The following is a 23552-nucleotide window of genomic DNA, read 5'->3' as shown; positions in this document are numbered from 1 at the left end:
CGTTTGGAGGGTTACGTATCGGGCTAGGTTCCGCTACATGGTCTCCGAGCACGCCGCCCAGGTTCTCGTCGCGTCCAATCGCGGCCCCGTTTCGTACACGCTGAACAAGGACGGTTCCCTCGACGCGCGCAGGGGCGGGGGCGGGCTCGTCTCCGGGCTGAGCGCCGTCGACGACAAGATGTGGGTCTGCGCCGCACTCGGCGACGGCGACCGCGAGGCGGTCCGCCGCGGGGTCGGCGAAGAGGGCGTCCGGATGCTCGACATCGACGCCTCGGTGCACGCCGACGCGTACAACGGCATCGCCAACTCCGTGCTCTGGTTCGTCCACCACCTCCTCTACCAGACCCCGGTGGAGCCGGTCTTCGACGACGAGTTCCGGCGCCAGTGGGCCGCGTACGAGACGTACAACCGGGCCTTCGCCCAGGCGCTGGCCGAGGAGGCGGGAGAGGGCGCCGCCGTGCTGGTGCAGGACTACCACCTGGCGCTGGTCCCCGGGATGCTCCGCGAGCTCCGGCCCGACCTGCGCATCGGCCACTTCTCGCACACCCCGTGGGCGCCGGTGGACTACTTCCGGCTGCTGCCGGACGACATCGGCGAGCAGCTGCTGCGCGGCATCCTCGGCGCGGACCGGGCGGCGTTCCTCACCCGCCGCTGGGCGGACGCCTTCATCGGCTGCTGCACCGAGATCCTCGGCGGCACGAGTGGGACGCGCATCGGTGTGCACGGCCTGGGCGCGGACGGCGACTTCCTGCTCGCCCGCTCGCACGAACCGGACGTGGACGAGCGGATGGCCGCGCTGCGCGAGCAGATCGGTGGCGACGGCAGCCGCAAGACGATCGTCCGGGTGGACCGCACCGAGCTGTCCAAGAACATCGTGCGCGGGCTGCACGCCTACCGCGCCCTCCTCGACAACCACCCCGAGTGGCGCGAACGCGTCGTGCACGTCGCCTTCGCCTACCCCTCGCGCCAGGACCTCGCGGTCTACCGCGAGTACACGGCAGCGGTGCGGGAGCTGGCCGACGAGATCAACAAGGCGTACGGCTCCGACACCTGGACGCCGGTCGTCCTGCACGTGAGGGACGACTTCGCCCGCTCGCTGGCCGCCTACCGGCTCGCCGACGTGGCCCTGGTCAACCCCATCCGAGACGGCATGAACCTGGTCGCCAAGGAGGTCCCGGTCGTCTCCGACCACGGGGTCGCCCTGGTGCTCTCCCGGGAGGCCGGCGCGTACGAGGAGCTGGGCGCCGACTCGCTGGTGGTCAACCCGTACGACGTCAGCGCCACGGCCGAGGCCCTGCACGAGGCACTGACCATGGACGACACGGAGCGGGCCGAGCGGTCGGCGCGGCTCGCCGAGGCAGCCACCGCGCTGCCGCCGCAGGAGTGGTTCCTCCAGCAGCTGGACGCGCTGCGGGAGGGGTGATCCCCGAGGGCCTCACCCCTCCCGGCGCCGGCCGCGGGTGAGGCCCTCCCGTTCTCAGACGCTCGCGGCCACCGCGGCCAGCAGCGCCGCGACCTGGGCCGGACCGGGCACGATCAGGTCGGCGCGCGAGGCGAGCTCCGGCACCTCGGCGCCCCCGCTGCACACCAGCAGGCCCGGCACCGCGCCCGGACCGCCCGAGCGCAGCTTCTCGACGGCCGCGAAGGCCGCGATGTCACCCAGGTCGTCGCCCGCGTAGAGGAGCGACCCGGCCCCCACCTCGGCCGCGTACGCGGTGAGCGCGACGCCCTTGTCCACCCCGGGCGGACGCAGCTCCAGCACCTGGCGGCCCGGCTCGACGATCAGCCCGTGGCGGTCGGCGAGCCGGTTGAGGGGCTCGCGCAGCAGCTCGAAGGCGGCCTGCGGATCGGCGGCACGGCGGGTGTGGACCGCGACCGCCTGCCCCTTCTCCTCCACCCACGTGCCCAGCAGGGTCGCCGGCCCGTCCAGCAGGGCCGGAAGTTCCGCGCGGACCGCGGCGAGGCCGGGGTGCGGCGGTGGCGCGACCACCTCGCCCGAGCCCGCCTCCCAGCGCTCGGCGCCGTAGTGGCCGAGCACCACCAGGTGCTCCAGGCCGGGAACCCCCGCGAAACCGCCGTGCGCGACCGCGACGGCGGCGGGACGGCCGGTGATCACCACGACGGAGGCGACCTTCGGGGCGAGCGCGGCGAGTGCGGGAAGCACGTCGGCGTGGGCCCGGGCCTGCTCGGGGTCGGGCACGATGTCGGCGAGGGTGCCGTCGAAGTCGACCGCCACGACGGCGCGGCCCGGATCGGCCAGGATCGCGGCGAGGCCGGCGCGGCCCGCCTCGGTGGTCGGAGTCGGCACGTGGTTCTTCTGGCTGCCCATGCTCCGACCCTAACGGGGGAGGGGCGGCCGTGCCGAGGCCGCTCCCGCCGGTGCCCCGGCCCGGGGCCCGGCCCCGGCGGCGGCCCCGTACGCTCGGACCGAGGGACTGTGACGAGGAGCGAGACGCATGGACGACCCCATCCACCAGGTCGAGTACGAACAGATGCTGCTCAGCCGCCACATCTTCCTGCGCACCGCGAACGGACGACGCAAGGACGACGTACTGGAGCGGAGCGCCTACGTCCTGCTCAGTCGCATCCGCGTCCAGGGCCCGATGTCCATCAAGGAACTGAGCGACGCCTTCGGGCTCGACGCGTCCACCCTCAACCGGCAGACCGCCGCCGCGATGCACGCCGGGCTGGTGGAGCGCATCCCGGACCCGTCGGGGGGCATGGCCCGCAAGTTCCGGATCACGGCGGCGGGTGCGCAGCGCCTGGACGAGGAGCGGGAGAAGAACGCGAGCGGGCTCGGGCAGGTGATGGACGCGTGGTCCCGGGAGGACGTGGAGACCTTCGCCGGCTACCTCAAACGGTTCAACACGGACATCGAGCGGCTGTCGGGGCGGCCCTGGCCCCGGCCGTGAATCCGCGCGGAGCCGCGTACCGGTAGCTCGTGCGGGTGACCGGCGCCGGACGTTACGGCCCGGGCCACCGCTTCAGCGCCGCTCCCGCCTGGCCTCCCGTACGCGGCGCAGGCGGTTGACGGTCACGGGGTCCTCGGCGAGGGCGCGGCGGTCGCCGATCAGGGCGTTCAGCAGCTGGTAGTAGCGCACCGGCGAGAGTCCCAGCTCCTCGCGGATGGCCCGTTCCTTCGCCCCGGGGCCCGCCCACGAACGCCGCTCCAGGGCCAGCAGTGCGCGGTCCCGGCCGGATAGAGTGCCGCCGTCCGCGCCGCCATCCGCACCGCCGGCGCCCCCGTCGCTCGCGTCGGCGGGGGTGGGCTCGTCGTCGGCGGTTCCGTTTCCGTTCTCGGGGGCGGTCATGTCGACCAACCTAACGCGCACCCCGGACAGTGCCACCGGGCCGCCACGGCCCCCGCACCTTTTTGTATGCACACGAAACAAAGCGGAATAGTGGACTAGACCTTTTGGGCCCGGCGGGCGAAACTGTCCCCCGTGAGACATGTCATCGCCCTCGATGTGGGCGGCACAGGAATGAAGGCCGCACTGGTCGGAGCCGACGGCACCCTCCTGCACGAGGCGCGGCGGGCCACCGACCGGGAACGCGGTCCCGAAGCGGTCGTCGAGACCATCCTCGCGTTCGCCGCCGAGCTGCGCGCGTACGGCGAGGAGCACTTCGGCGAAGCCGCGGTCGCGGCCGGGGTGGCCGTCCCCGGCATCATCGACGCCGAGCGGGGCATCGCGGTCTACGCCGCCAACCTCGGCTGGCGCGACCTGCCGCTGCGCGACCTGCTCGGCGAACGGCTCGGCTCCATCCCCGTCGCGCTCGGCCACGACGTCCGTACCGGAGGGCTCGCCGAGGGCCGCGGCGGGGCCGGACGCGGCACCGACCGCTTCCTCTTCCTCGCGCTGGGCACCGGCATCGCCGGGGCGATCGGCATCGACGGGGTCATCGAGGCGGGTGCGCACGGCAACGCCGGCGAGATCGGGCACGTCGTGGTCCGGCCGGACGGCCCGGAGTGCGGCTGCGGCCAGCGCGGGTGTCTGGAAACACTCGCCTCCGCCGCCGCCGTCAGCCGCGCCTGGGCCGCCGCCTGCGGCGACCCCGCACAGGACGCGGCGGACTGCGCGCGGGCCGTGGAGGCGGGCGATCCGGCCGCCCTGCGCGTCTGGGCCGACGCCGTCGACGCCCTGGCCGCCGGGCTCCTCACCGCGATCACCCTGCTGGACCCGCGCACGCTCATCATCGGTGGCGGTCTCGCCGAGGCGGGGGAAACCTTGTTCGTACCACTGCGTGCGGCCGTCGAGGAACGCGTCACGTTCCAGAAGCTGCCCCACATCGTCCCGGCGGCCCTCGGGGACACCGCCGGATGCCTGGGCGCGGGGCTGCTCGCCTGGGATCTACTCGCCACGGAGGTATCCGTCTGATGGCCGGACGCGCAGACAGCACAGTTCTCACCGGTGCCCGGGTCGTACGGCCCGGGGGCACGGAGGAGAACGGCCGGTTGGCCGTCACGGGCACACGGATCGCCGACGGGGCGCCCGAGGACGCCCGGACCATCGACCTGACCGGCCACTGGGTCGTCCCCGGCTTCGTGGACCTGCACAACCACGGCGGCGGCGGCGCGTCCTTCACCGCGGGCTCGGTGGACCAGGTACTGACGGGCGTACGGACGCACCGCGAGCACGGCACCACCACGGTCGTCGCCTCCACCGTGACCGACAGCCTGGAATTCCTCGGCCGCTGGGCGGGGGTCCTCTCCGAACTGGCCGAACAGGGCGAGATCGCCGGCATCCACTTCGAGGGCCCCTTCATCTCCCCGTGCCGCAAGGGCGCGCACAGCGAGGGGCTGCTGCGCGATCCCGACCCGGCCGCCGTCGGTGCCCTGCTCAAGGCGGCGCGCGGCACCGCGAAGATGATGACGCTGGCCACCGAACTCCCCGGCGGACTCGACTCGGTGCGGCTCCTCGCCGACCAGGGCGTCATCGCCGCGATCGGCCACACCGACGCCAGCTACGAGCAGACCGTCGAGGCGATCGACGCGGGCGCCACCGTCGCGACCCACCTCTACAACGCGATGCCCGCCCTCGGCCACCGCTCCCCCGGCCCGATCGCGGCCCTGCTGGAGGACGAGCGGATCACCGTCGAGCTGATCAACGACGGCACCCATCTGCACCCGGCGGCGCTGGAGATGGCCTACCACCACGCGGGCGCCGCCCGGGTCGCGCTGATCACCGACGCGATGGACGCGGCCGGCTTCGGCGACGGGCGGTACCAGCTCGGCCCCCTCGCGGTCGATGTCGAGGACGGGGTGGCCCGGCTGGTGGAGGGCGGCTCGATCGCCGGCTCCACGCTCACCCTGGACACCGCGTTCCGGCGGGCCGTCACGATCGACCGCATTCCCGTCGAGGACGTCGTCCGCTCGATCTCCGTCAACCCGGCCCGGCTGCTCGGCCTCTACGACCGGATCGGCTCGCTGGAGACCGGCAAGGACGCCGACCTGGTGGTGCTGGACGAGGCGTTCGCCCTCAAGGGCGTCATGCGCAAGGGCGAGTGGGTCGTCGAGCCCAAGGGGGCGTGAGCCGGGGGCGCGCGTCCACGCCCGCGGCGCGCGCCGCACACCCGCACCACCCGTACCGGTGACGGAACATCGCTGACCGCGAAACACCGTTGGCGGCGCCGCGACCGTGCGCGACGCTGTTCCCATGCTGATCAGGGAAGCCACCGCAGAGGACTGGCCGGCCATCTGGCCTTTCTTCCACACCGTCGTCGCCGCCGGGGAGACCTTCACCTTTCCGACCGACCTCGACGAAGAGCAGGGCCGCGACTGGTGGTTGCTGCCGAGCCCCTACCGCACGGTGGTCGCCGTGGACGGAGCAGGGAGGGTGCTCGGCACCGCCAAGATGAACCGCAACCACCAGGGCAACGGCTCGCACATAGCGGGCGCCAGCTACATGGTCGACCCGGCGCACTCCGGACGGGGCGTGGGCCGCGCGCTGTGCGCGTACAGCGTGGAGTGGGCGCGCGCCGAGGGGTACCGCGCGATGCAGTTCAACGCGGTGGTGGAGACCAACGTCCACGCCGTGGCGCTCTACCGCTCCCTCGGGTTCGAGGTCATCGGCACCCTGCCGGAGGGCTTCCGCCATCCGAAGGAGGGGTACGTCGGGCTGCACATCATGCACCTGAGGCTCTGAGACCGTCCGCGCCACCCGCCCCACGGCTCCCGCGGCTCCCCGGCCGTGCGGAAGCCCCCTGCCGGGATCTCACCGGATCGCGGGATCTCCGGGGCAGGGGGCTTCTTGACACGGGTACGTCAGGAAGACGCGGTGACCTCGACCCAGTCGAGGATGACGTTGCACTGGTTACCGGTCTCGCACGACAGCTTGATCTCGTTCTCGCCCTTCTGCAGGGTGACCGGGGCCCACGTGGTCTGCCAGTTCTTGGCCAGGTCCGGGTCGGACGAGCTGATGAAGTTCTTCAGCCCGATGGGCTGCGTGTTCTGCTTCCCGTTCACCGTCAGCGTGGCATCGGCGTCCGCGGCGGGGATCGCGTACCGCACCGTCAGGCGGTACGAGCCCCCGTTCTCCATCTTCGCCTGCCAGGTCACCGACGAACCGACCTGGTTGAACCCGGCGACGTACGACTCGTTCGTCCCCTCGGCACCCTTGACGGAGTTCTCCACGGCGGCCGTACCACCGAGGGTGAGCGCCGCCGCGTCCTGCTTCGGCAGCTCGGCCGGCTCGGCCGGTCCCGTGGGCTTGGGCGACGCGGAACCGCCGGTGTCGGAGCTGGGGGACGACGAGGCCGACGCCTCGTTCTTCTTGTCGTTCCCGTCGGCGTCGTCGCCCGTGGTCAGGGCGGCGGTGATACCGATCAGCACCACCGCGACGACCGCGATCGCGCCACCGAGAATGGCCTTGGTGTTGGGGCCGCCCCGCCCGCCGTGGCCGCCGTTGCCGGCCCGTCCCGAACCACCGCCCCCGTGGCCGACCGAACCGGACGCCGTCACGGCGGACGCACCGCCGGGGAGCGTCTCCGGAGCCGCGTACTGGGTGTGGGGGCGGCCGTAGGGCTGCTGCTGGGGCTGGCCGTAGGGCTGCTGACCGTAAGGCTGCTGGGAGGGCTGCTGACCGTAGGGCGGCTGCGGCTGGCCGTACTGCTGCGGCACCTGCCCGTACTGACGCTCTCCGACGGCCCGCACCTGGTTGTAGGAGGTCCGGGGCACCCCCGGCTGGGCGGCCGGTCCCGGGTAGCCGTAGCCGCCCTGCCCGGGCGCCTGGGCGCCTGCCGCCTGCCCGTCCGCGTACAGATAGCCGAACGGATCGTCGTCCTCGGGCTTGCTCTCGCCGTTGTTTCCGGCCGTCATCCCTGGGTCACTCCTCACCATGTCGCCAGCCGTCGCCGACCGGGCGAGCCTACCTCGTACGGAGCATCCGCCGACGGTGAGGCGGTCACCGCCGGCCGCCCGCGCCCCGTACGGCGAGGGGCCGGGAACCGGCGCGTGAACGTCATCCGGCCCTGCGGTGAACCTTCGCCCGCGACCGCTTCTCCACGTACATCCGCTGGTCCGCCGAGGCCAGGACCTCTTCCACGCTCATCCCGCACTCCGCCCAGCCGATGCCGAAACTCGCACCGACCCGGACCGCCCTGCCGTCCACCCGGATGGGCGGGATGATCGCGTTCCGCAGCCGCACCGCCAGGTCGGCGGCGTCCGCGGCGCCGAGCCCGTCGGCGAGCACGACGAACTCGTCACCCCCGAGCCGGGCGACCGTGTCCCCGTCGCGCACGCACTGGCTGAGACGGCGCGCCACCTCGATCAGCACCTCGTCACCCGTGGTGTGGCCGAACCGGTCATTGATGGACTTGAAGCCGTCGAGGTCGCAGAAGAGGACCGCGAGGCCCTTCGCCCCGTCGTCGCGCGCCGGGTCCGGCGCCGCCGTGTGGACGTGGTGGTCGTACGGGATCCCGCCGGACCCCGGATCGAGGTCGTAGCCGTGCCCCCGGGCCTCCCCGTCGCCGTACGCCGCGTCGAGCGCCTCGATCGCGGTGGCCGCCGCGGCGTGCGGGCGCTCGCAGAGCCGCTCACTGAGCCGGGAGCGGAGCTCCGCGCTGTTGGGCAGGCCGGTGAGGGCGTCGTGCGAGGCGCGGTGCGCGAGGTTCAGCTCGTGCCGCTTGCGCTCCTCTATGTCCTCGACGTGCGTGAGGAGGAAACGCGGCCCGTCGGCGGTGTCCGCGACGACGGAGTTGCGGAGCGAGACCCAGAGGTAGGTGCCGTCCCGCCGACCGAGCCGCAGCTCGGCCCGGCCGCCCTCGGCGGACGTACGGAGCAGGGTGCCGATGTCCTCGGGGTGGACCAGATCGGCGAAGGAGTGGCGCCGCAGCACCGAGGCCGGGCGGCCCAGCAGCCGGCAGAGCGCGTCGTTGGTGCGGAGCAGCCGCCCGTGCTGCTCGCCGCCCACCTCCGCGATGGCCATCCCGCTGGGCGCGTACTCGAAGGCCTGGCGGAACGATTCCTCGCTGGCCCTCAGCGCCTGCTGCTCGCGTTCGAGGCGGACCAGAGCGCGCTGCATGTTGGCGCGGAGGCGGGCGTTGCCTATCGCTATCGCCGCCTGCGAGGCGTACATCCGCAGCGCCTCCCGGCCCCAGGCGCCGGGGCGGCGGCCGTTGCGCGGGCGGTCCACGGAGAGCACCCCGAGCAGGTCGCGCCGGTCCCGGGAGTCCCGGCCGTTGCTGTTGGCGTACATCGGGGCGTAGAGGCGGTCCAACGGGTGCCACTCGTCCTCGAAGCGCGGTTCGGGACCCTCGGTGTGCCACTGCGGGACGTCGTCGTCGAGGAGGACCCAGCCCTCGGTGTACGGGATGAACCGCAGGTCCTCCCACGCCTCGCCCATGTTCAGCCGGCGCTCCCAGGCGTCGCGGGAGCCGGTGCGGCCGGTGATGAGCGCCTCGGCGGCGTTGTTGCCCGCGAAGGCGGCCACGACGAGGTCACCGTCCGGCTGGACCAGATTCACACAACCCAGCTCGTAGCCGAGACCGTTGACGATTCCGTCCGCCACGGTCTGCAGCGTGTCGGCAAGACTGCGCGCCGAATTGAGATCAGCGACGGCCTGGTGCAGCTGCCGCATGGTCGCAAGACGGACGTAGGGCTCCGACTCGGCCTCCATTGCTCGCTCTCCCCGAGACCTCGACAGCAACTCCAGATGTCATATCGACGTACTTATCGCAGTGTCCTCGCCACTGAATCACAGTGAGCTGTGCGGCCGGTACACAGGGTCAACAAATATCGCTCTCTGTGAGTCATGTCACAACAGAACGTGAAGGTATGTCAGATCATTCCCCATGGTGTCCCATCCGCTCCGGCGCACGCCCGGCGCACCCGGACTCTCCCGGCGGGACGGGGCCGTACTGATGCGCGGGAGGGCACGCAGGCGGATACGTGCGCGGATACGCGGGGGATCCGCAGGGCAATACGTGGGCTATGCACCTTCTCGGCCCGGAGACCTAGGTCGCGGCTGGTCCCCTGGCCCGATGCGGGCCCGCACCCGCCGCGGCTAGCGTGCCCGTGTGCCCCAGACGAAGACCCCCACCCCACGCCCCGACGCCGTCCCCCATGCTGAGGGGGTGAGCAACGACGAGTTCCGGGCCGCTCTCGCGCGGCTGGCCGCAGGTGTGGTGCTGGTCACCGCCGAGGAGCCGACCGACGACCCGGACGAGCGGGGCGAGGAGGCGGGGATGACCGCGACCGCCTTCCTCTCGGTGTCGCTCGACCCGCCCCTGGTGCTGGTGAGCCTGCGCAACGACTCCCGCATGGACGACCTGCTGGCCGAGCAGCCGCTCTGGGCCGTCTCCGTCCTGGCGGCCGGGCAGCGGCAGATCGCGTCCCGGTTCTCGATGAAGGGCCGGATCAGCGACCGGCTGCTCTTCGCGGACCTCCCGCACGTACGCGGCGAGGTCTCCGGGGCACCGCTGGTGAACGGGGCGCTCGCGACGCTGGAGTGCCGTACCGAGCAGCGGGTGGTGGCCGGCGACCACACCCTGGTGATCGGGCGGGTGCTCACCGCAGCACTGCCGACGGGCGACGGCGAGCCACTGCTGTACTTCAAGGGGAACTACCGGACGCTGGGCTGAGGTCCGGCGCTCACGGCCCCGCCGGCCGGACGGCCGGACCGCCCCCGTCACCCGGCTCCGGCCGGACCGTTTCACCAGTCGCGGCCGGAGCGGCCCCGCTTGGTGTCGCCCCGCTGCTTCTTCTCCCGCAGCCGGCGCTCGTTGATCCCCCGCGGGATCTTGCGCTTGCGGCGCGGCGCGGGCGGCGGCGCCGTCGCCTCCGCCAGCAGGGCCGCCAGCCGTACGGCGGCCGTCTCGCGGTTGCGCCACTGGGAGCGGTGCTCCGAGGCGCGTACGGAGACCACGCCGTCGACCAAGCGTCCCGCCAGCCGCTCCAGCGCGCGGTCCTTCCACACCTCGGGCAGCGCGTCGGTCGCGGCGAGGTCGAAGCGCAGCTCCACCTGGGTGTCGCTGGTGTTGACGTGCTGCCCCCCGGGCCCGGAGGACCGCGAGAAACGCCACATGAGCTCGGCCTCCGGCAGGGAGACCGCACCGCGGATGACATAGGGCCCGGACATGACACCCAGTCTCCCCGCCCCCCGGACCGCCCGTCACCTTCTTTTGACGGCGGTCCGGGGGCAGGGAGGCCAGGAGGGTGTTTTCAGGTGGTATGTACCCCCTGAGTACGGTGCCCCGTGGCCGTGGGGACGTACCGGGACGAAAGTTCGGCAAAGAAAGTAAAGGGACCTGGAACCTCGTGGCCTCCCCCTCGCGTTAGGACGGGTGACGGTAGCTTTCGTGATGGCACGAAGCCCGCACACGACGAGGAAAGGGACTTCCCATGGCAGTAAGCCTGTCCAAGGGCGGCAACGTCTCGCTCACCAAGGAGGCACCGGGCCTGACCGCCGTCACGGTCGGCCTCGGCTGGGACGTCCGCACCACCACCGGCACCGACTTCGACCTCGACGCCTCGGCGATCGCGGTCAACCCGACGGGCAAGGTCGTCTCCGACGGCCACTTCGTCTTCTTCAACAACAAGTCGACGCCGGACCAGACCATCGTCCACACCGGTGACAACGTCACGGGCCAGGGCGAGGGCGACGACGAGCAGATCAACGTCAACCTGGCGGGCCTGCCGGCCGACGTGGACAAGATCGTCTTCCCGGTCTCGATCTACGACGCCGAGAACCGCAGCCAGAACTTCGGCCAGGTGCGGAACGCCTTCATCCGCATCATCAACCAGGCCGGCGGCACCGAGATCGCCCGGTACGACCTCAGCGAGGACGCCGCCACGGAGACCGCCATGGTCTTCGGCGAGCTCTACCGCAGCGGCGCCGAGTGGAAGTTCCGCGCGGTCGGCCAGGGCTACGCCTCGGGTCTGCGCGGCATCGCGCAGGACTTCGGCGTCAACCTCTGACCGAGCGCGCCACATCCCGCGCGCCCGGCGCACACCGGGGCGGCAGCCTGACGGCAGCCCTCCGACGCCGGATGGGTGGGACCCGAGCGCAGGGCCCCGGCCGCACACGCGGCCGGGGCCCTGCGCCGCGCGAGGGCTCTTCTCCGCGCGGCGCGGCGTCCGGCGTACGGGGCGCGTGCTCCGGCGTGCGGGAGCGTCTCCCGGCGTACGGGCGCGTTCTCCGGCGTGCGGGCGGCTCTCCGGTGTGCGGGGACGCGCCCTCCGGCGGGCGGGCGGTCCCTCAGCACGCGGGCGGGCCCTGCGGCGGGCGGGCAGTCCCTCAGCGGGCGGGCGGTCTCTCAGCAGGCGGGCAGTCCCTCAGCGGGCGGGCAGGTCCGGTGCCGCCGGGTCCTCCGGGCGGCCGTCGCCGTACAGCCAGACCGACCAGAGCCGGGAGAGATCCAGGCCCGTCGCCTTCTCCGCGTAGGCCGTGAAGTCGGCCGTCGAGGCGTTGCCGTAGCGGTGCGCCCCCGTCCACCCCGCGAGCAGCGCGAAGAACGCCTCGTCGTCGTCGACCGCGCGGCGCAGCCGGTGCACGACCATGGCGCCGCGCCCGTACACCGGGGGCTGCGAGAGGTCGGTGGCATCCGGGGGGCGGGCGGGCGGGAAGGCCCAGTTCGCGTCGTCGGCGTACGCCTCGTCGAAGCTCCGCTCCGCCGGCACGCCCTCCTTCTCCTCGCTCCAGAGCCACTCCGCGTACGTCGCGAACCCCTCGTTCAGCCACATGTCCCGCCAGTCGGCCGGGGTGACGGAGTCACCGAACCACTGGTGCGCCATCTCGTGGACGAGCAGCCCGGGTGTCGGCGGCCCCGGGTAGTAAGGCCGGTTCTGGGTCTCCAGGGCGTAGTCGGAATCCTCCGCCCGGTCGACGATCGCGCCCGTCGAACGGAACGGGTAGGGACCGAACTTCCCGGCCTCCCACGCCACGATCTCCGGAATCCGGGCGAGTCGGGGCTCCGCCTCGGCGGCCACCTCGGAGTCGACGGCCGTGAACACCGTGAGGCCGTCGCCGGTGCGCGACTCCTTCGTACGGAAGCGGCCGATCGCGACCGTCGCGAGGTAGCTCGCCATGGGCTGGGCGGTGCGCCAGGTGTACGTGGTGGTGCGGGAACCAGGAGCGCCGCCGGTGCGGCGGGAGGTGAGTTCGCCGTTGGAGACGGCTGTCAGCTCCTCGGGGACGGTGACCGCGACGGTGTAGGTCGCCTTGTCGCTCGGGTGGTGGTTGCCGGGGAACCAGGCCGGACCGCCCGCCGGTTCGCCGAGGGCGACGGCCCCGTCCGCCGTCCGCACCCAGCCCTCGCGGGAGCCGTCCGCGTCCGTCAGGGTGCGGGGCGCCCCGGAGTAGCGCACGACCGTCGTAAAGGTCCGGCCCCCGCGGAGGTGGTCGGCCACCTCCGCGTCGGGGCGGAGGACGAGTTCGCCGCCCGTCCGCCTCACGGCGGCGGGCCGCCCCTCGACGGTGGCCCCGGCGACGTCGAGCCCGAGGAGGTCGAGGTCGAAGGCGCTCAGGTCCTGGGTGGCCCGGGAGGTGATCGTCGCCGTACCCGTCAGGCGGTCTGCGCTCCGGTCGACGGCGAGCCGGAGGTCGTAGTGGGTGACGTCGTACCCGCCGTTCCCGAGCTTCGGGAAGTACGGATCGCCCACCCCGGCCGCACCCGGTGTCCCGGTCGCCCCGGCCCCCGCCTCCGCGCCCCCGCCCGTGCAGGCCGACGCGGTGGAACCGAGAACGGCGCAGGCGAGCAGGGATGCGGCGGCACGGCCGGGGCGGGCCGGGAACCGTAGTCGGGAGGGCCGTCGGCGTACGGGGAGGCGCGGTTTCACGGCGCCGATCCTATGTACCGAGCACGGGGCGGGCCGGGTACCGCGCGGGGCGGGTGGGGGGCCGCGGTCACCGGGTGAGGGCGGCCACCCCCGCGCGGGCGAACCTCTCGTCCAGGTCGCCGCTCGGGGCGCCGGCGACACCGACCGCCGCGACGGGGGCGCCCTCGGCCCGGACCGGGGCGCCGCCCGCGAGGAAGAGCGTGCCGGGGATGTCCTTCAGCGTGGGGGCCCCGTCCAGGCGCTCGACCAGCTCGGAGGTCGGGGCGTTCCAGGAGACCGCCGTGTACGCCTTCCTCTCGGCGGAGGCGGCCGCCTGCGGCCCGGCGCCGTCGCCGCGCAGGCTGACGATCGTGGTGCCGTCGCGGTCGACGACCGCGACCGAGACCCGCTGGTTCTCCTTCCGCGCGGCGTCGAGCACGGCCTGCGCGGCCTTCGTGGCGGCGGCGACGGTGAGGTGGGTGCTCTGCCGGAGATTCCGGTCCGCGGTGTCGGCCGAGACGGCGGCGGCCGACGACGTGGGAGCCGAGGCGCTGGCGGAGACCGCGCCGAACGTGCCCGCCCCCAGTGCGGCGACGGCCACCGCGCCGGTCAGGACCCGGGCCCGCAGCGAGAACCCGCGGCCGGTGGGAGCGGAGGACGAGGGGGTGGGGGTGACGGGGGGAGTGACGTTCATGGCGGGTTCCTCCGGGGGGATCGTGGCGCCCGGCCGGTCGGCGGTGGCGCTCCTGTATCGATGCTCCGGCCGGAACCCGGCCCGTACGGTCGTCGGACCGGCTCGCACCGCGGTGCCACCCGGTGGACCCCGCTGTCGGCCGATCGGTTGATGCGGGGGTGGCCCGCCCGGGCCACCATGGAGGGCATGGGCGCATCCGCCCAGCTCACGGCGTAGGCGGCACGAGCCGCCGCACACGGCCGGGAGCACCGAGGGCAGCGAGCGCGAGGCAGGTGGACGGTGCGGCGGAGAGGCGGCCCGGCGCACGGGGAACCGGAGCGCGACGGCCCGGCGCACGACGGCCCGGCGCACGACGTCCCGGGGCGGGAGAGCCCGGCGGAGAGGCTCGCGGCGGACCCGCGCGGACCCGGATCGTCCGTGGCGCACACCCCGGACCCCGATGCCCGGTGGCTGGCGCTGCTGCTGCACGCCGCCTTCTTCCTGCTGCTGGGCGCCTCGCTCACCCGGTTCCTGATGCGCCATCCCGGGGAGGCCCGGACGCCGTGGATCGTCGGGCTCTCCGCCGCCCTCGCCCTCGTGTACGCCCTCGGCCCGGTGCTCGGCTCGCGGCCCACCCCGCGCCGGTTCGCCTGGCTCGCGGGGCTCGTCGCCGTCTGGATGGTGCTGGTCGTCCTGGCGCCGAGCTTCGCGTGGTGCGCCGTACCGCTCTTCTCCACCGGGCTGCGACTGCTCCCGCCCCGCGCCGCACTCGTCCTGGTCACCCTGCTCACCGCGTTCGTGGTGGCCGCACAGCTGCGGCTGGCGACCGGCTTCGACCCCAACCTCGTGCTGGCGCCGCCCGCCGTCGCCGCCGTGGCGACCGCCGTGCTCGTCCACGTACGCCGCCAGGCCGACCGGCAGCAGGAACTCGCCGTACGCCAGCGCCAACTCATCGACGACCTGGTCCTGACCCGGCGCGAACTGGCCGCGACCGAACGCCGCGAGGGCACCCTCGCCGAGCGCCAGCGGCTCGCCATGGAGATCCACGACACCCTCGCGCAGGGTCTCTCCAGCCAGCGGATGCTGCTCCAGGCGGCCGACCGCACCTGGGAGACCGAGCCGGGCACCGCCCGCGCCCACGTCCGTACGGCGGCCGGCATCGCGGCCCGCAACCTCGCCGAGGCCCGGCGCTTCGTCCACGACCTGGCACCGGCCGACCTCGCGGCGGGCGAAGGGCTGGAGGCGGCCCTCGGCGCGCTCGCCGCCCGGACCACCGCGACGGGCGGGCCGGCCGTGCGCTGCCACGTGGAGGGATCCGCGCGGAGCCCCCTGCCGGACCGGGTGCAGTCGGCGCTGCTGCGCATCGCCCAGGGCGCGCTGGCCAACGTCACCGAGCACGCCGGTGCGGCCACCGCCGGGCTCACCCTCACCCACCTCGACGACCGGGTCGTCCTCGACGTCGCGGACGACGGTCGCGGCTTCGCCACGGACGGCCCGGCGGCGGGCGGAGCACCCGACGGCACCGTGTCCGGCCGCGGTCACGGGCTGCCCGCGATACGCGCCCGGGTACGGCAGCTCGGCGGACGGCTGACCATCGAGTCGTCCCCCGGCGAGGGCACCGTGCTGTCGGCGGAGATCCCGCTGCCGGGCACCCGGTCCGCCCTCACGCGGGAACCCGTCACCCCACAGGAGTCCGGATGAACCGCCGTACCGTACGCGTCCTGGTCTGCGACGATCACGCCGTCGTGCGCGCCGGGCTGCTCGCCCTCCTCGGCAGCGAACCGGACCTCGACGTCGTGGCCGAAGCCGGCAGCGGCGAGGAGGCGGTGGTACTGGCCGCCCGGCTCGCCCCGGACGTCGTCCTGATGGACCTCCAGCTCGGGCCCGGCATCGACGGCGTCGAAGCCACCCGCCGGATCACCGCCCACGCGGCCGGAGACGGCGCGGAAGAACGCGGGCCGGCGCCGCACGTCCTCGTCCTCACGACGTACGACACCGACGCCGACATCACACGGGCGATCGGGGCCGGAGCCACCGGCTACCTGCTGAAGGCGGAGCGCCCCGAGGAGTTGTTCGCCGCGATCCGGGCCGCCGCGGTGGGCCGCACCACGCTCTCGCCGCCCGTCGCGGACCGGGTGATGGCCCGCCTGCGTACGCCCGCGCCCGTCCTCACCGACCGCGAGCGGGACATCCTCGGGCAGCTCGCCCGGGGGCTCGGCAACCGGGACATCGCCCGCGCGCTCTTCATCAGCGAGGCGACGGTCAAGACCCACCTGGGACGCATCTACGACAAGCTCGGCGTCGAGACCCGTGCCGGAGCGGTCGCCAAAGCCAACGAGGAACGCCTGCTGCCCTGAACCGGGGCGGCCGGCCCGGCGCCCGGCCGGTGCCGCAGGTCACCCCGGTCCGGGCGGCCGTCCGTACCGGCGCCCGCCCCGGGCATGACACCATCGAACCGTGCTCGACATCGGCTACTCCCTCTCCCGTCGCTTCCCCGACCCGCCGCAGACCGACTACCGCCGCGCGGACGTCCACGCGCTGCGGCACGACCTGTTCTCCGGTGACGTGTACCTCGCGGACACCAAGGCGGACCGCGAAGTCTCCACGGCCTGGGGATGGGTGCCGGTGCTCGACTTCGCGTGGGCGCTCTGCGACATCGTCGAGCAGCTGGACAAGGACCCGCGCGGCAACCGCTCCAGCCGCGAGCACTTCGCCGAGCTGGACTTCACCGAGTCCGCCGACCGCATGCTCTTCGCCCGCCGCTTCGGATGGGTGGACATCGAGGCGGACTGGATGGCCGCCGACGAGCCGCCGCTCACCTTCGGCCACTCCCTGCTGCGCCGCGAGGCCCGCGACTTCCTCCAGGACCTGATCGCCGACCTCTCGGACCTGCACGACGGACTCGCCGACAACCCGGTGATCTGGGACCTCCAGGCGCGCTTCCCCCGCGTCTGAGCGCGGGGGGGTCCAACCGGTCTCACGCCTCCACCCGCACCCCGATCTGCGCCGCGAACGCCGGGGCCAGCTCCATCAGCTGCACCGGGCTGATGACCGCGCCCGCCAGGCGTTCCACACCCCGGGCGATGTCCAGTTCGGCGGCGGCCCGCAGATCCACCGCATCCATGGTGGCGTTGGTGAAGTCGGCCCGCCGCAGCACGCAGTCGCGGAACTCCACCCGTACCAGCCGGGCGTCCGCGAAGTCCGGTTCGGCGAGCACGCAGCCCTCGAAGACGACGTCGGTGAGGCGGGCGGCGCGCAGGTTGAGGTAGTCGATCTTCCCGCCGCGCACCACCACGCGCTCCAGCACCGCCCCGTGCATCTGCACCCCGCCGAGCCGTGCGTCCACGATCTCCACGTCGCGCAGCGACGCCTCGGCCAGCTCGGTCGCCACACCCCGCACGCCGGTCAGCACCGAGTCGAGGAAGCGGGCCCGCACCAGCTCCGTACGGTCCAGGGCGCAGCCGTCCAGCGCGCAGTCCATGAACCGGGCGCCGCGCCCCGACTGGTCGGCGAGGTCCACGGCCTCGAACCGCAGCCCGTCGTAGTCCCCGTCCGCCTCCAGCCCGGCGTCCGCGTACGGGACGAGCGGTGGCAGCCGCACCTGCGGCCGTCTCGCCGGTGCCACGTCCTTCGGCTTGCCGGTGGTCCTGCCCCTGCCCCTGCCCGCGCTCGTTGCCATGCGCCCATCGTGTCGTACGCGTCCGACAGCCACGCGTCCGCACGGCGGTCGGCCGTCCCGGGCCAGACCGCCGACGGGGTCGGCTACCGCACGCCGCCCAGCCGCCCCAGCGCGTCGTCGGTGAGCCGGTAGACGGTCCACTCGTCCTGCGGGCGGGCGCCGAGGGACTCGTAGAAGGCGATGGAGGGGGTGTTCCAGTCGAGCACCGACCACTCCAGGCGGCCGTACCCCCGGTCCACGCAGATCCGGGCGAGCTCGGTCAGCAGGGCCTTGCCGTGGCCGCCGCCGCGGCGCTCGGGGCGCACGTAGAGGTCTTCGAGGTAGATGCCGTGGACACCGCGCCAGGTGGAGAAGTTGAGGAACCACAGCGCGAAGCCGACGGTCTCGCCGTCCTCGTCGGAGACGGCGACGTGGGCGTAGGCGGCGGGCCGCTCACCGAAGAGGGCCTCGTGCAACTGGGCCTCGGTGGCCCGCACCTCGTCGAGCGCCTTCTCGTACGCGGCCAGCTCACGGACCATGGCGTGGAGGGCGGGGACGTCTGCTGCGGTGGCGGTACGAATCATGGGGGCAGCGTAGACGCGGCGGGTGGAGGGCCCGCACCCGGACGGGTGCGGGCGGCGGTGGGCCCCCGCCCCACCGCCCCACCGCCTTCCGGGTGCCGGATTCCGGCTACCGGCTACCGCACGGTCACCACGGCCGGTGTGCGCACCGACTGCTTCGGGAGCGTGACGGTGAGCACGCCGGTCGCCTCGTCCCAGGTGTACGCGTCGCGGGCGAGCCGCTTGCCGCGTGCGGTCACCTCGGTGGGGGCGTGGGTGGTGCCCAGGAGGGAGAGGGTCCAGCGGCGGTTCTTCACCTGGCCGTCGTAGGAGCCCTTGGTCCCGGCGACGGTCACGGTCCTGAGCGAGCCCTTCTCCCGGTAGGAGACGGCCGTCGTGGCGCTCCGGACCTTCCCCGTCGCCGTGGTGCCGTCGTCCTCGTACAGCGTGTACGAACCGGAGGCGCCGGCGGCGACGGAGAGGGTGACGTCGGTCAGCGGATTGCGGGCGTTGTCGGTGACGTTCTCGCTGCGGGTCGGCATGATGCCGCCGGACCTGATGAAGACGGGCATCGTGTCGAGGGTGGTGGTGACGTCCCGCGTGGTGCCGCCCTCCCCGCCCGTGTAGGTCGCGCCGGTGAAGTAGTCGGTCCACCGGCCCGGCGGGAACCAGACCGGGGTGGTGGCGGACTCACCGGGGGTGGTCACCGGGGCGACCAGGACGTCGGAGCCGTAGAAGTACTCGCTGCCGGCGGCCGCGTACGCCGCCTGCTCCTCGGGGTACTCCAGGTAGGCGGGGCGGACGATCGGTACGCCGGTCCGGTTCGCCTCCTCGGCGAGGGTGTAGGTGTACGGCACCAGGTTCTCGCGGAGGTTGAGGAAGGCGTCGGCGGACTTCCGGGCCGCGGGGCCGTACTGCCACGGCAGCCGGTCGCTGTGGTTGCTGTGCAGGCGGTCGACGGGCTGGAAGGTGCCGAACTGAACCCACCGGGCGTACAGGTCGTCGGGGAGCTTGTGGGTGCCCTCCTCCGCACCGGGCAGACCCGTCGTGTCGTTGTGGCCGCCGATGTCGTGGGTGATCGACGCCATGCCGGTCGCCGCGGACTCACCCGGGGTGTAGCCGACCTCGAAGCGCAGGGTGCCCCAGGTGGAGGCGGTGTCGCCGGTGAAGTGGACGGTGGAGCGCTTGTCGGCCCAGGGGCCGGTCGGCAGGGCCTGCTGGCCGCTGTACCCGCCGGCCTGGAGCGAGCCGTAGGCACGGGAGAGGACGAAGCCCCGGCCGACGGCCCGGGCGGAGTCGTCGGCGTACTGCTGGTTGATCCACGCGTCCGGGGTCACGCCGGCGAGCGAGGACTGCGAGGCGTCGCAGCACCAGTCGAGCCACCAGAAGTCGACGCCCTGCTCGTCCATGGTCCGGTGCAGATCCATGTACGCCCTGAGCTGGTCCGCGTCACCGAAGTCGAAGACGTAGCAGTCGGCACGGCAACCGCCCTTGACCAGCTTGCCCCTGGCGGTCGCCTGGGCCCGCGCGAACTGGGGGTCGGAGCCCTGGATGCTCGGGTGCGTGTTGAGCGTGTTGTGCAGTCCCTGCGCCTCGGACCAGTCGAAGAAGCCCTTCGCGTCAGGGAACTTGGCCGGGTCGATCTCCCAACCGCGCCAGGTGTCACCGGCCTTGAAGTCGGTGTCGGTCACCAGGACGTCGAGCGGGACCCCCTCCGCGCGGAAGGCGGGCAGGATCTCGTCCTGGTAGTCGGCGGCCGTCCGGTCGATGTACTCGGAGTACCAGACGCCGTAGGCCCAGGTGGGCAGCAGGGCGGGCGGTCCGGTCAGGGTGGCCAGGTCGGTGAGGCCCCGCTTGTAGTCGTGGCCGTACCCGAAGAGGTAACCGTCCTGGTAGGGAGCACCGCCCCGGGCGGGACGGGGGCGGACCTTCTTCGACTCCGGGTCGTACAGGGCGGACGGGGTGTCGTCGAGGAGGTACCAGCCGTCCCGGCTGAGCAGGCCCGGCGTGGTGACGGGGTCGTTGCCCTGGCCGGAGACGCCGTCCAGACCACGGCGGTACCCGCCGAGCGCGAGGTGCGGCTGCGGGGCGGCCGACTCCGGGGAGGCCACGGAGAGGGTGTCGGCGTTGACGTGGCAGCTGGCCGGGTCGGGGCAGCCCAGGGTGATGTCGTTGGCGCCCGCCCGGAGGCTGACCGGGACCGCCGCCTCCTGCCAGTCGTTCCAGTCCTTCGTGGCGGGCAGCTCCAGGGTGGCGGTGGAGCCGGGGGCGGAGTCCGGGCCGGCGCTCGTCACGTCCGGGCCGGTGCTCGTCAGGTCCCTGCCGCCGCTCGTCACGTCCGTGCCGGTGCTCGTCACGGAGGCGGTGCGCGTCCGGTGCAGGCCGTCGCCGCCCTGCCCGTTGGCGTACCGCACCCGGAGCGTGTAGACGCCGTCGGCGGGGACGCCGACCAGGTGCGTGGTCAGGCTCGCGTGCTGGTTGAGCTCGGCGACGAAGCCGTGGCCCGCGTACCCCGGGTGGTCCAGTGCACCGGTGGCCGTGCCGGCGATCCGGGCGGACTCCGCCTCGCAACTCGTCCCGAAACGGCAGTCCTTGATGGCGGTGGTGGTGGCGGAGGGGTAGGTGTCGTCGTCCGCGCGGAGCAGGGCGACGCTGTCGAGGTTCACCGAGCCGGAGTCCGCGGCGGTCCGGGTCAGCGCGACGGTGTGCTGCCCCGCGCCCAGCTCCACCTGGGCGGTGGCCTCGGCCCAGGTGTCCCAGTTCGCGGTGGCGGGGAGCTCCACCTTCCGCGGCGCACCGCCGTCCACGGAGAGCGAGAGGGTGCGGGTCTCCGTCTTGCCGTCGCCGCCGGTGGAGTTGGCGTACTTCAGGGCGAAGCGGTAGCTCCCGGCTGCCTTGACATCGATGTCAGCGGCGACCGAACTGCCGGTGGCCTCGAAGCCGGCGGCGAAGGCGGCGCCGGTGTGGTCGCGGTGGTCGGACGCCGTCCCGAGCCCTTCGAGCCGGAGATCCTCCGCCTCGCAGAGCGCGCCCAGCGCGCAGACGAGCCGCTGCCAGGGGGCTGCGGTCACCGGCCGCTCGCCCGCGTCGAGCCGGACGGAGAGGTTCTCCGCGTCGAACGGCCCGGAGCCGACCCGGTAGCGCAGGGTCATGGCGCTCGTCCGGACGGTCAGCCACCCGTCCTCCGTCCGCGCGGTGTAGGCGGTCGGGGTGAACCCGTCGCGCCCGATCGCGTTGAAGGTGGGGGCGTCGGTGAAGGCGCCGTCGCCGGCGTACTCGGTACGGACGAGCGTCGGCGAGAGGATCTCGAAGCGGGCGTTCCCGGAGGTGACCGTCGGGATCCTGGCGCCGTGGCTCTCGGTGGCGGTGGCGGTGGCGGTACCGGTCAGGGTCGTCGACGCGGCCACGGCCAGCGCGGCGACGGCACCCACTCTCCGGCGCGCACGCCGTGGGCTGCCGCCCCGGCTCATCGATGCGGTTCTCACACGCGACTCCCTTCTCCTCTGCGCCGGCCCGCGGCTCGTCCCTGCCGCACCGACCCTTTTTCTCACGTTGCAAAATCTCTGCTCGGTGTGCAGCAGAACACGGCCCCCCGCACGGTGTCCATAACGGTGCGACGGATGAACGCAGTTCGGTGCGGGTGCGGAGGAAGGCCCGCTGCCCGCGCGGGAGTCGGCCGCGCGGGGAAGGCCCGACCGCTCCCCACCGGGCTTGCGACCTGCCGTCCCGCCCGCGTCCGCAACCCGCCACGCCCCCCTACGACCTGCACGACCCGCTACGACCCGCACGGCCCGCTACGACCGGCCCAGCAACCGCCGGGCGATCTCGGCATGGTCCGGGGCGAGGGTGTGCGTGCCCTCCCTGCTGTGCCACAGCACGTTCTGCAGGACCCGGCCCAGGGTCCAGGCGCGCGCCCGCTCCCGGTCGCAGGCGGGGCCGAGCGCCTCGCTGAGGGCGTCGAAACGCCAGAGGATCTCCGCCGGGTCGAAGCGGTTGTCGAGAGCGGGGAAGAGCTCGAACCCCGGGTCGCCCGCGAGCGGCTTCGGGTCCAGGGCGACCCACGCGTGGGCGCGGTCCGTGCCGGCGCGGCCGGCCAGCACGTTGTCGTAGTGCAGGTCCCAGTGGAGCAGCCGGTCGCCCGGCTCGCCGGCCACCTCCCGCACCGCGGCCGCGCAGTCCGCGACCAGCCGCCGCTCCCGCTCGTCGGCGAGGACCGCGAGCGCCCGGGGCGTCTCCTCCAGCATCCGCGCGACCATCTCCCCCAGCGTGCGCAGCCCCTGCGGCGCGGGAACCGCCACCAGCCGGGCCAGCACCTCGGCGAGGACGCCCACCGCCTCCCGGGCGTCGGGCACCGCCGAGAGCGGACGGCTCTCGTCCAGGCGCTCCAGCAGCATCGCGCCGGTCTCCGGGTCGTGGCGGAGCAGCGCGACCGTCCCGGCCCCCGCCTCGCCCCACACCCGCAGTGCCCACGCCTCCCCCGCCGACTCCTCGTCCAGCAACTGGAGTTTGAGCGCGCCCGGGAGGCCGTCCGCCTCCCGGACGACCGGCAGGACCAGGGCACACATCCCGTACATCGGCGCCCCGTCGGTCCGCAGCCCCCACTCCCGCAGGTAGCGGGCGGCGAGCCCGGGGAGAGCATCGGTGAACGCCTTTCCGGCGGCCCCCCGGAACATGGTCTGGGTGGCGATCAGCTCTTCGGGGATGTCGATCACGCCGACGATCGTAGGACCGTGCGTCAATCGGCACCATGGAGCGAAACCGCCCGGCAGCAGCCGTCGCCTCCGCGGCCGGCCGCTGGATCGCCCGAGCCCCGGGCACGTACGTCTGGCTGACGGTCCTCCTCGTCACCACCCACCTGCTGGGCCCGCTGCTCCCGGCCGCCGAGGAGTACGTCCGGCTGCCCGCGCCCACCGGCCTCGACGCCCTCGCCGACCGGCCGTTCCGCATCTTCCTCGCCGGCCTGCTGTGGCTGCCGCAGGGCGGCCACTGGGTGCTCTGCGCGGTGCTGTTCACCCTCTTCCACGCACCCGCCGAACACTGGCTGGGGACCCTGCGGTGGTGCGCCGCGGTCGCCGCCGCGTACGTGCCCGCCGGACTGCTCGCCGAGACCGCCCTGCTCTGGGCCGCACGCCACGGCCACGCACCCCCCTCGGCCACCAACTCCCTGGTGTACGCCTCCGATCAAGGCCTCGCGGGCGTCGCCGCGGTGCTCACCTACCGGCTGCCGCGCGTCTGGCGGTACGCGTACGCCTTCGGGGTCCTCGTCTTCTGCGGGGTGCCGCTGGGCGCCGGCCCCGACGTCACCGACCTCGCCCGCTTCACGGCGGCCCTCGCCGGCCTGGCCTGCTACCCGCTGACCCGGCGGGCCCCCGAGACGGGACGGGCCCCGGCGCAGTAACGTCCCGCATC

22 protein-coding genes are annotated in these 23552 nt (G+C 73.6%); 11 read left to right on the top strand and 11 right to left on the bottom strand.

What is annotated here, in order from left to right; translation table 11 throughout:
• Positions 1–37: 37 nt before the first annotated feature.
• Positions 38–1423 (top strand): trehalose-6-phosphate synthase, encoded by a 1386-nt coding sequence (locus PZB77_RS17520; RefSeq protein WP_275493539.1) that lies wholly within the window; start codon positions 38–40, stop codon positions 1421–1423.
• A gap of 54 nt (positions 1424–1477) precedes the next feature.
• Here PZB77_RS17520 and otsB read toward each other — a convergent pair whose 3' ends face one another.
• On the bottom strand, positions 1478–2329 hold the full coding sequence (otsB, locus tag PZB77_RS17515) for a trehalose-phosphatase (protein WP_275493538.1): 852 nt from the start codon (positions 2327–2329) through the stop codon (positions 1478–1480).
• A 127-nt stretch (positions 2330–2456) separates the two neighbouring features.
• Here otsB and PZB77_RS17510 point away from each other — a divergent pair, with 127 nt between their 5' ends.
• Positions 2457–2912 carry a MarR family transcriptional regulator gene (locus PZB77_RS17510; protein ID WP_275493537.1) on the top strand — a complete coding sequence of 152 codons (456 nt, stop codon included), beginning with the start codon at positions 2457–2459 and terminating at the stop codon, positions 2910–2912.
• A 72-nt stretch (positions 2913–2984) separates the two neighbouring features.
• Here the strand turns inward: PZB77_RS17510 and PZB77_RS17505 are convergent, their stop codons facing one another.
• On the bottom strand, positions 2985–3341 hold the full coding sequence (locus PZB77_RS17505; protein ID WP_275496100.1) for a DUF3263 domain-containing protein: 357 nt from the start codon (positions 3339–3341) through the stop codon (positions 2985–2987).
• Positions 3342–3443: 102 nt separating this feature from the next.
• Between PZB77_RS17505 and PZB77_RS17500 the strand changes: the two genes are divergently transcribed.
• From PZB77_RS17500 to PZB77_RS17490, 3 genes are all read left to right on the top strand, one after another.
• Complete coding sequence (locus PZB77_RS17500) at positions 3444–4376, top strand: ROK family protein (RefSeq protein WP_275493536.1); 933 nt, start codon at positions 3444–3446, stop codon at positions 4374–4376.
• Complete coding sequence (gene nagA / locus PZB77_RS17495; protein ID WP_275493535.1) at positions 4376–5530, top strand: N-acetylglucosamine-6-phosphate deacetylase; 1155 nt, start codon at positions 4376–4378, stop codon at positions 5528–5530. Before PZB77_RS17500 ends, nagA begins: the two co-directional genes overlap by 1 nt.
• 124 nt (positions 5531–5654) lie before the next feature.
• Complete coding sequence (locus tag PZB77_RS17490; protein ID WP_275493534.1) at positions 5655–6143, top strand: GNAT family N-acetyltransferase; 489 nt, start codon at positions 5655–5657, stop codon at positions 6141–6143.
• Positions 6144–6262: 119 nt separating this feature from the next.
• On the opposite strand, the gene PZB77_RS17485 is transcribed toward PZB77_RS17490, so the two are convergent.
• Both PZB77_RS17485 and cdgB read right to left on the bottom strand, forming a co-directional pair.
• A complete protein-coding gene (locus PZB77_RS17485; protein WP_275493533.1) occupies positions 6263–7315 on the bottom strand; it encodes a CBM35 domain-containing protein in 1053 nt (350 codons plus the stop codon).
• 142 nt (positions 7316–7457) lie between these two features.
• Positions 7458–9113: a diguanylate cyclase CdgB gene (cdgB, locus tag PZB77_RS17480; protein ID WP_275493532.1), complete on the bottom strand. Its 1656-nt coding sequence runs from the start codon at positions 9111–9113 to the stop codon at positions 7458–7460.
• Positions 9114–9570: 457 nt separating this feature from the next.
• On the opposite strand from cdgB, the gene PZB77_RS17475 reads away from it, so the two are divergent.
• A complete protein-coding gene (locus PZB77_RS17475; protein ID WP_275496099.1) occupies positions 9571–10077 on the top strand; it encodes a flavin reductase family protein in 507 nt (168 codons plus the stop codon).
• 71 nt (positions 10078–10148) lie between these two features.
• Here the strand turns inward: PZB77_RS17475 and arfB are convergent, their stop codons facing one another.
• The gene (arfB, locus tag PZB77_RS17470; RefSeq protein ID WP_275493531.1) at positions 10149–10574 is read right to left on the bottom strand and encodes an alternative ribosome rescue aminoacyl-tRNA hydrolase ArfB; all 426 of its coding nucleotides are present in this window, start codon (positions 10572–10574) and stop codon (positions 10149–10151) included.
• A 263-nt stretch (positions 10575–10837) separates the two neighbouring features.
• Between arfB and PZB77_RS17465 the strand changes: the two genes are divergently transcribed.
• The gene (locus PZB77_RS17465; RefSeq protein ID WP_275493530.1) at positions 10838–11413 is read left to right on the top strand and encodes a TerD family protein; all 576 of its coding nucleotides are present in this window, start codon (positions 10838–10840) and stop codon (positions 11411–11413) included.
• 357 nt (positions 11414–11770) lie between these two features.
• On the opposite strand, the gene PZB77_RS17460 is transcribed toward PZB77_RS17465, so the two are convergent.
• Together PZB77_RS17460 and PZB77_RS17455 are read right to left on the bottom strand one after the other, a co-directional pair.
• Positions 11771–13273: a M1 family metallopeptidase gene (locus PZB77_RS17460; protein WP_275493529.1), complete on the bottom strand. Its 1503-nt coding sequence runs from the start codon at positions 13271–13273 to the stop codon at positions 11771–11773.
• 67 nt (positions 13274–13340) lie between these two features.
• Positions 13341–13946: a heme-binding protein gene (locus PZB77_RS17455; protein ID WP_275493528.1), complete on the bottom strand. Its 606-nt coding sequence runs from the start codon at positions 13944–13946 to the stop codon at positions 13341–13343.
• 417 nt (positions 13947–14363) lie between these two features.
• Between PZB77_RS17455 and PZB77_RS17450 the strand changes: the two genes are divergently transcribed.
• From PZB77_RS17450 to PZB77_RS17440, 3 genes are all read left to right on the top strand, one after another.
• Positions 14364–15626: a sensor histidine kinase gene (locus tag PZB77_RS17450; protein ID WP_275493527.1), complete on the top strand. Its 1263-nt coding sequence runs from the start codon at positions 14364–14366 to the stop codon at positions 15624–15626.
• Positions 15623–16282: a response regulator transcription factor gene (locus PZB77_RS17445; protein WP_275493526.1), complete on the top strand. Its 660-nt coding sequence runs from the start codon at positions 15623–15625 to the stop codon at positions 16280–16282. The genes PZB77_RS17450 and PZB77_RS17445 overlap by 4 nt, the downstream gene beginning before the upstream one ends.
• Positions 16283–16382: 100 nt before the next feature.
• Positions 16383–16880 (top strand): hypothetical protein, encoded by a 498-nt coding sequence (locus PZB77_RS17440; protein WP_275493525.1) that lies wholly within the window; start codon positions 16383–16385, stop codon positions 16878–16880.
• A 22-nt stretch (positions 16881–16902) separates the two neighbouring features.
• Here the strand turns inward: PZB77_RS17440 and PZB77_RS17435 are convergent, their stop codons facing one another.
• The 4 genes from PZB77_RS17435 to PZB77_RS17420 all read right to left on the bottom strand — a co-directional run bounded on the left by PZB77_RS17435 (position 16903) and on the right by PZB77_RS17420 (position 22855).
• Entirely contained in the window at positions 16903–17604 is a 702-nt protein-coding gene (locus tag PZB77_RS17435) for a pentapeptide repeat-containing protein (protein WP_275493524.1), read from the bottom strand.
• Positions 17605–17687: 83 nt separating this feature from the next.
• A complete protein-coding gene (locus PZB77_RS17430; protein WP_275493523.1) occupies positions 17688–18167 on the bottom strand; it encodes a GNAT family N-acetyltransferase in 480 nt (159 codons plus the stop codon).
• A 113-nt stretch (positions 18168–18280) separates the two neighbouring features.
• Positions 18281–21613, bottom strand: a complete 3333-nt coding sequence (locus tag PZB77_RS17425; RefSeq protein ID WP_275496098.1) for a TIM-barrel domain-containing protein — start codon at positions 21611–21613, stop codon at positions 18281–18283.
• 324 nt (positions 21614–21937) lie between these two features.
• On the bottom strand, positions 21938–22855 hold the full coding sequence (locus PZB77_RS17420; RefSeq protein ID WP_275493522.1) for an aminoglycoside phosphotransferase family protein: 918 nt from the start codon (positions 22853–22855) through the stop codon (positions 21938–21940).
• A 35-nt stretch (positions 22856–22890) separates the two neighbouring features.
• Between PZB77_RS17420 and PZB77_RS17415 the strand changes: the two genes are divergently transcribed.
• A complete protein-coding gene (locus tag PZB77_RS17415; RefSeq protein WP_275493521.1) occupies positions 22891–23541 on the top strand; it encodes a rhomboid-like protein in 651 nt (216 codons plus the stop codon).
• Positions 23542–23552: the final 11 nt, after the last annotated feature.

Origin of the sequence: Streptomyces sp. AM 2-1-1, assembly GCF_029167645.1 — a bacterium.
GTDB lineage: Bacteria > Actinomycetota > Actinomycetes > Streptomycetales > Streptomycetaceae > Streptomyces.
Note: the sequence above shows the minus strand (reverse complement) of the source record. Positions and strands in the feature narration are given on the sequence as shown.

What these genes read in the sequence shown, in the direction of transcription:
- PZB77_RS17520 (WP_275493539.1), top strand. Translation starts at nt 38, where the DNA reads ATGGTCTCCGAGCACGCCGCCCAGGTTCTCGTCGCGTCCAATCGCGGC.
- otsB (WP_275493538.1), bottom strand. Translation starts at nt 2,329, where the DNA reads ATGGGCAGCCAGAAGAACCACGTGCCGACTCCGACCACCGAGGCGGGC.
- PZB77_RS17510 (WP_275493537.1), top strand. Translation starts at nt 2,457, where the DNA reads ATGGACGACCCCATCCACCAGGTCGAGTACGAACAGATGCTGCTCAGC.
- nagA (WP_275493535.1), top strand. Translation starts at nt 4,376, where the DNA reads ATGGCCGGACGCGCAGACAGCACAGTTCTCACCGGTGCCCGGGTCGTA.
- PZB77_RS17490 (WP_275493534.1), top strand. Translation starts at nt 5,655, where the DNA reads ATGCTGATCAGGGAAGCCACCGCAGAGGACTGGCCGGCCATCTGGCCT.
- PZB77_RS17485 (WP_275493533.1), bottom strand. Translation starts at nt 7,315, where the DNA reads ATGACGGCCGGAAACAACGGCGAGAGCAAGCCCGAGGACGACGATCCG.
- cdgB (WP_275493532.1), bottom strand. Translation starts at nt 9,113, where the DNA reads ATGGAGGCCGAGTCGGAGCCCTACGTCCGTCTTGCGACCATGCGGCAG.
- arfB (WP_275493531.1), bottom strand. Translation starts at nt 10,574, where the DNA reads ATGTCCGGGCCCTATGTCATCCGCGGTGCGGTCTCCCTGCCGGAGGCC.
- PZB77_RS17465 (WP_275493530.1), top strand. Translation starts at nt 10,838, where the DNA reads ATGGCAGTAAGCCTGTCCAAGGGCGGCAACGTCTCGCTCACCAAGGAG.
- PZB77_RS17455 (WP_275493528.1), bottom strand. Translation starts at nt 13,946, where the DNA reads ATGAACGTCACTCCCCCCGTCACCCCCACCCCCTCGTCCTCCGCTCCC.
- PZB77_RS17445 (WP_275493526.1), top strand. Translation starts at nt 15,623, where the DNA reads ATGAACCGCCGTACCGTACGCGTCCTGGTCTGCGACGATCACGCCGTC.
- PZB77_RS17435 (WP_275493524.1), bottom strand. Translation starts at nt 17,604, where the DNA reads ATGGCAACGAGCGCGGGCAGGGGCAGGGGCAGGACCACCGGCAAGCCG.
- PZB77_RS17430 (WP_275493523.1), bottom strand. Translation starts at nt 18,167, where the DNA reads ATGATTCGTACCGCCACCGCAGCAGACGTCCCCGCCCTCCACGCCATG.
- PZB77_RS17425 (WP_275496098.1), bottom strand. Translation starts at nt 21,613, where the DNA reads ATGAGCCGGGGCGGCAGCCCACGGCGTGCGCGCCGGAGAGTGGGTGCC.
- PZB77_RS17415 (WP_275493521.1), top strand. Translation starts at nt 22,891, where the DNA reads ATGGAGCGAAACCGCCCGGCAGCAGCCGTCGCCTCCGCGGCCGGCCGC.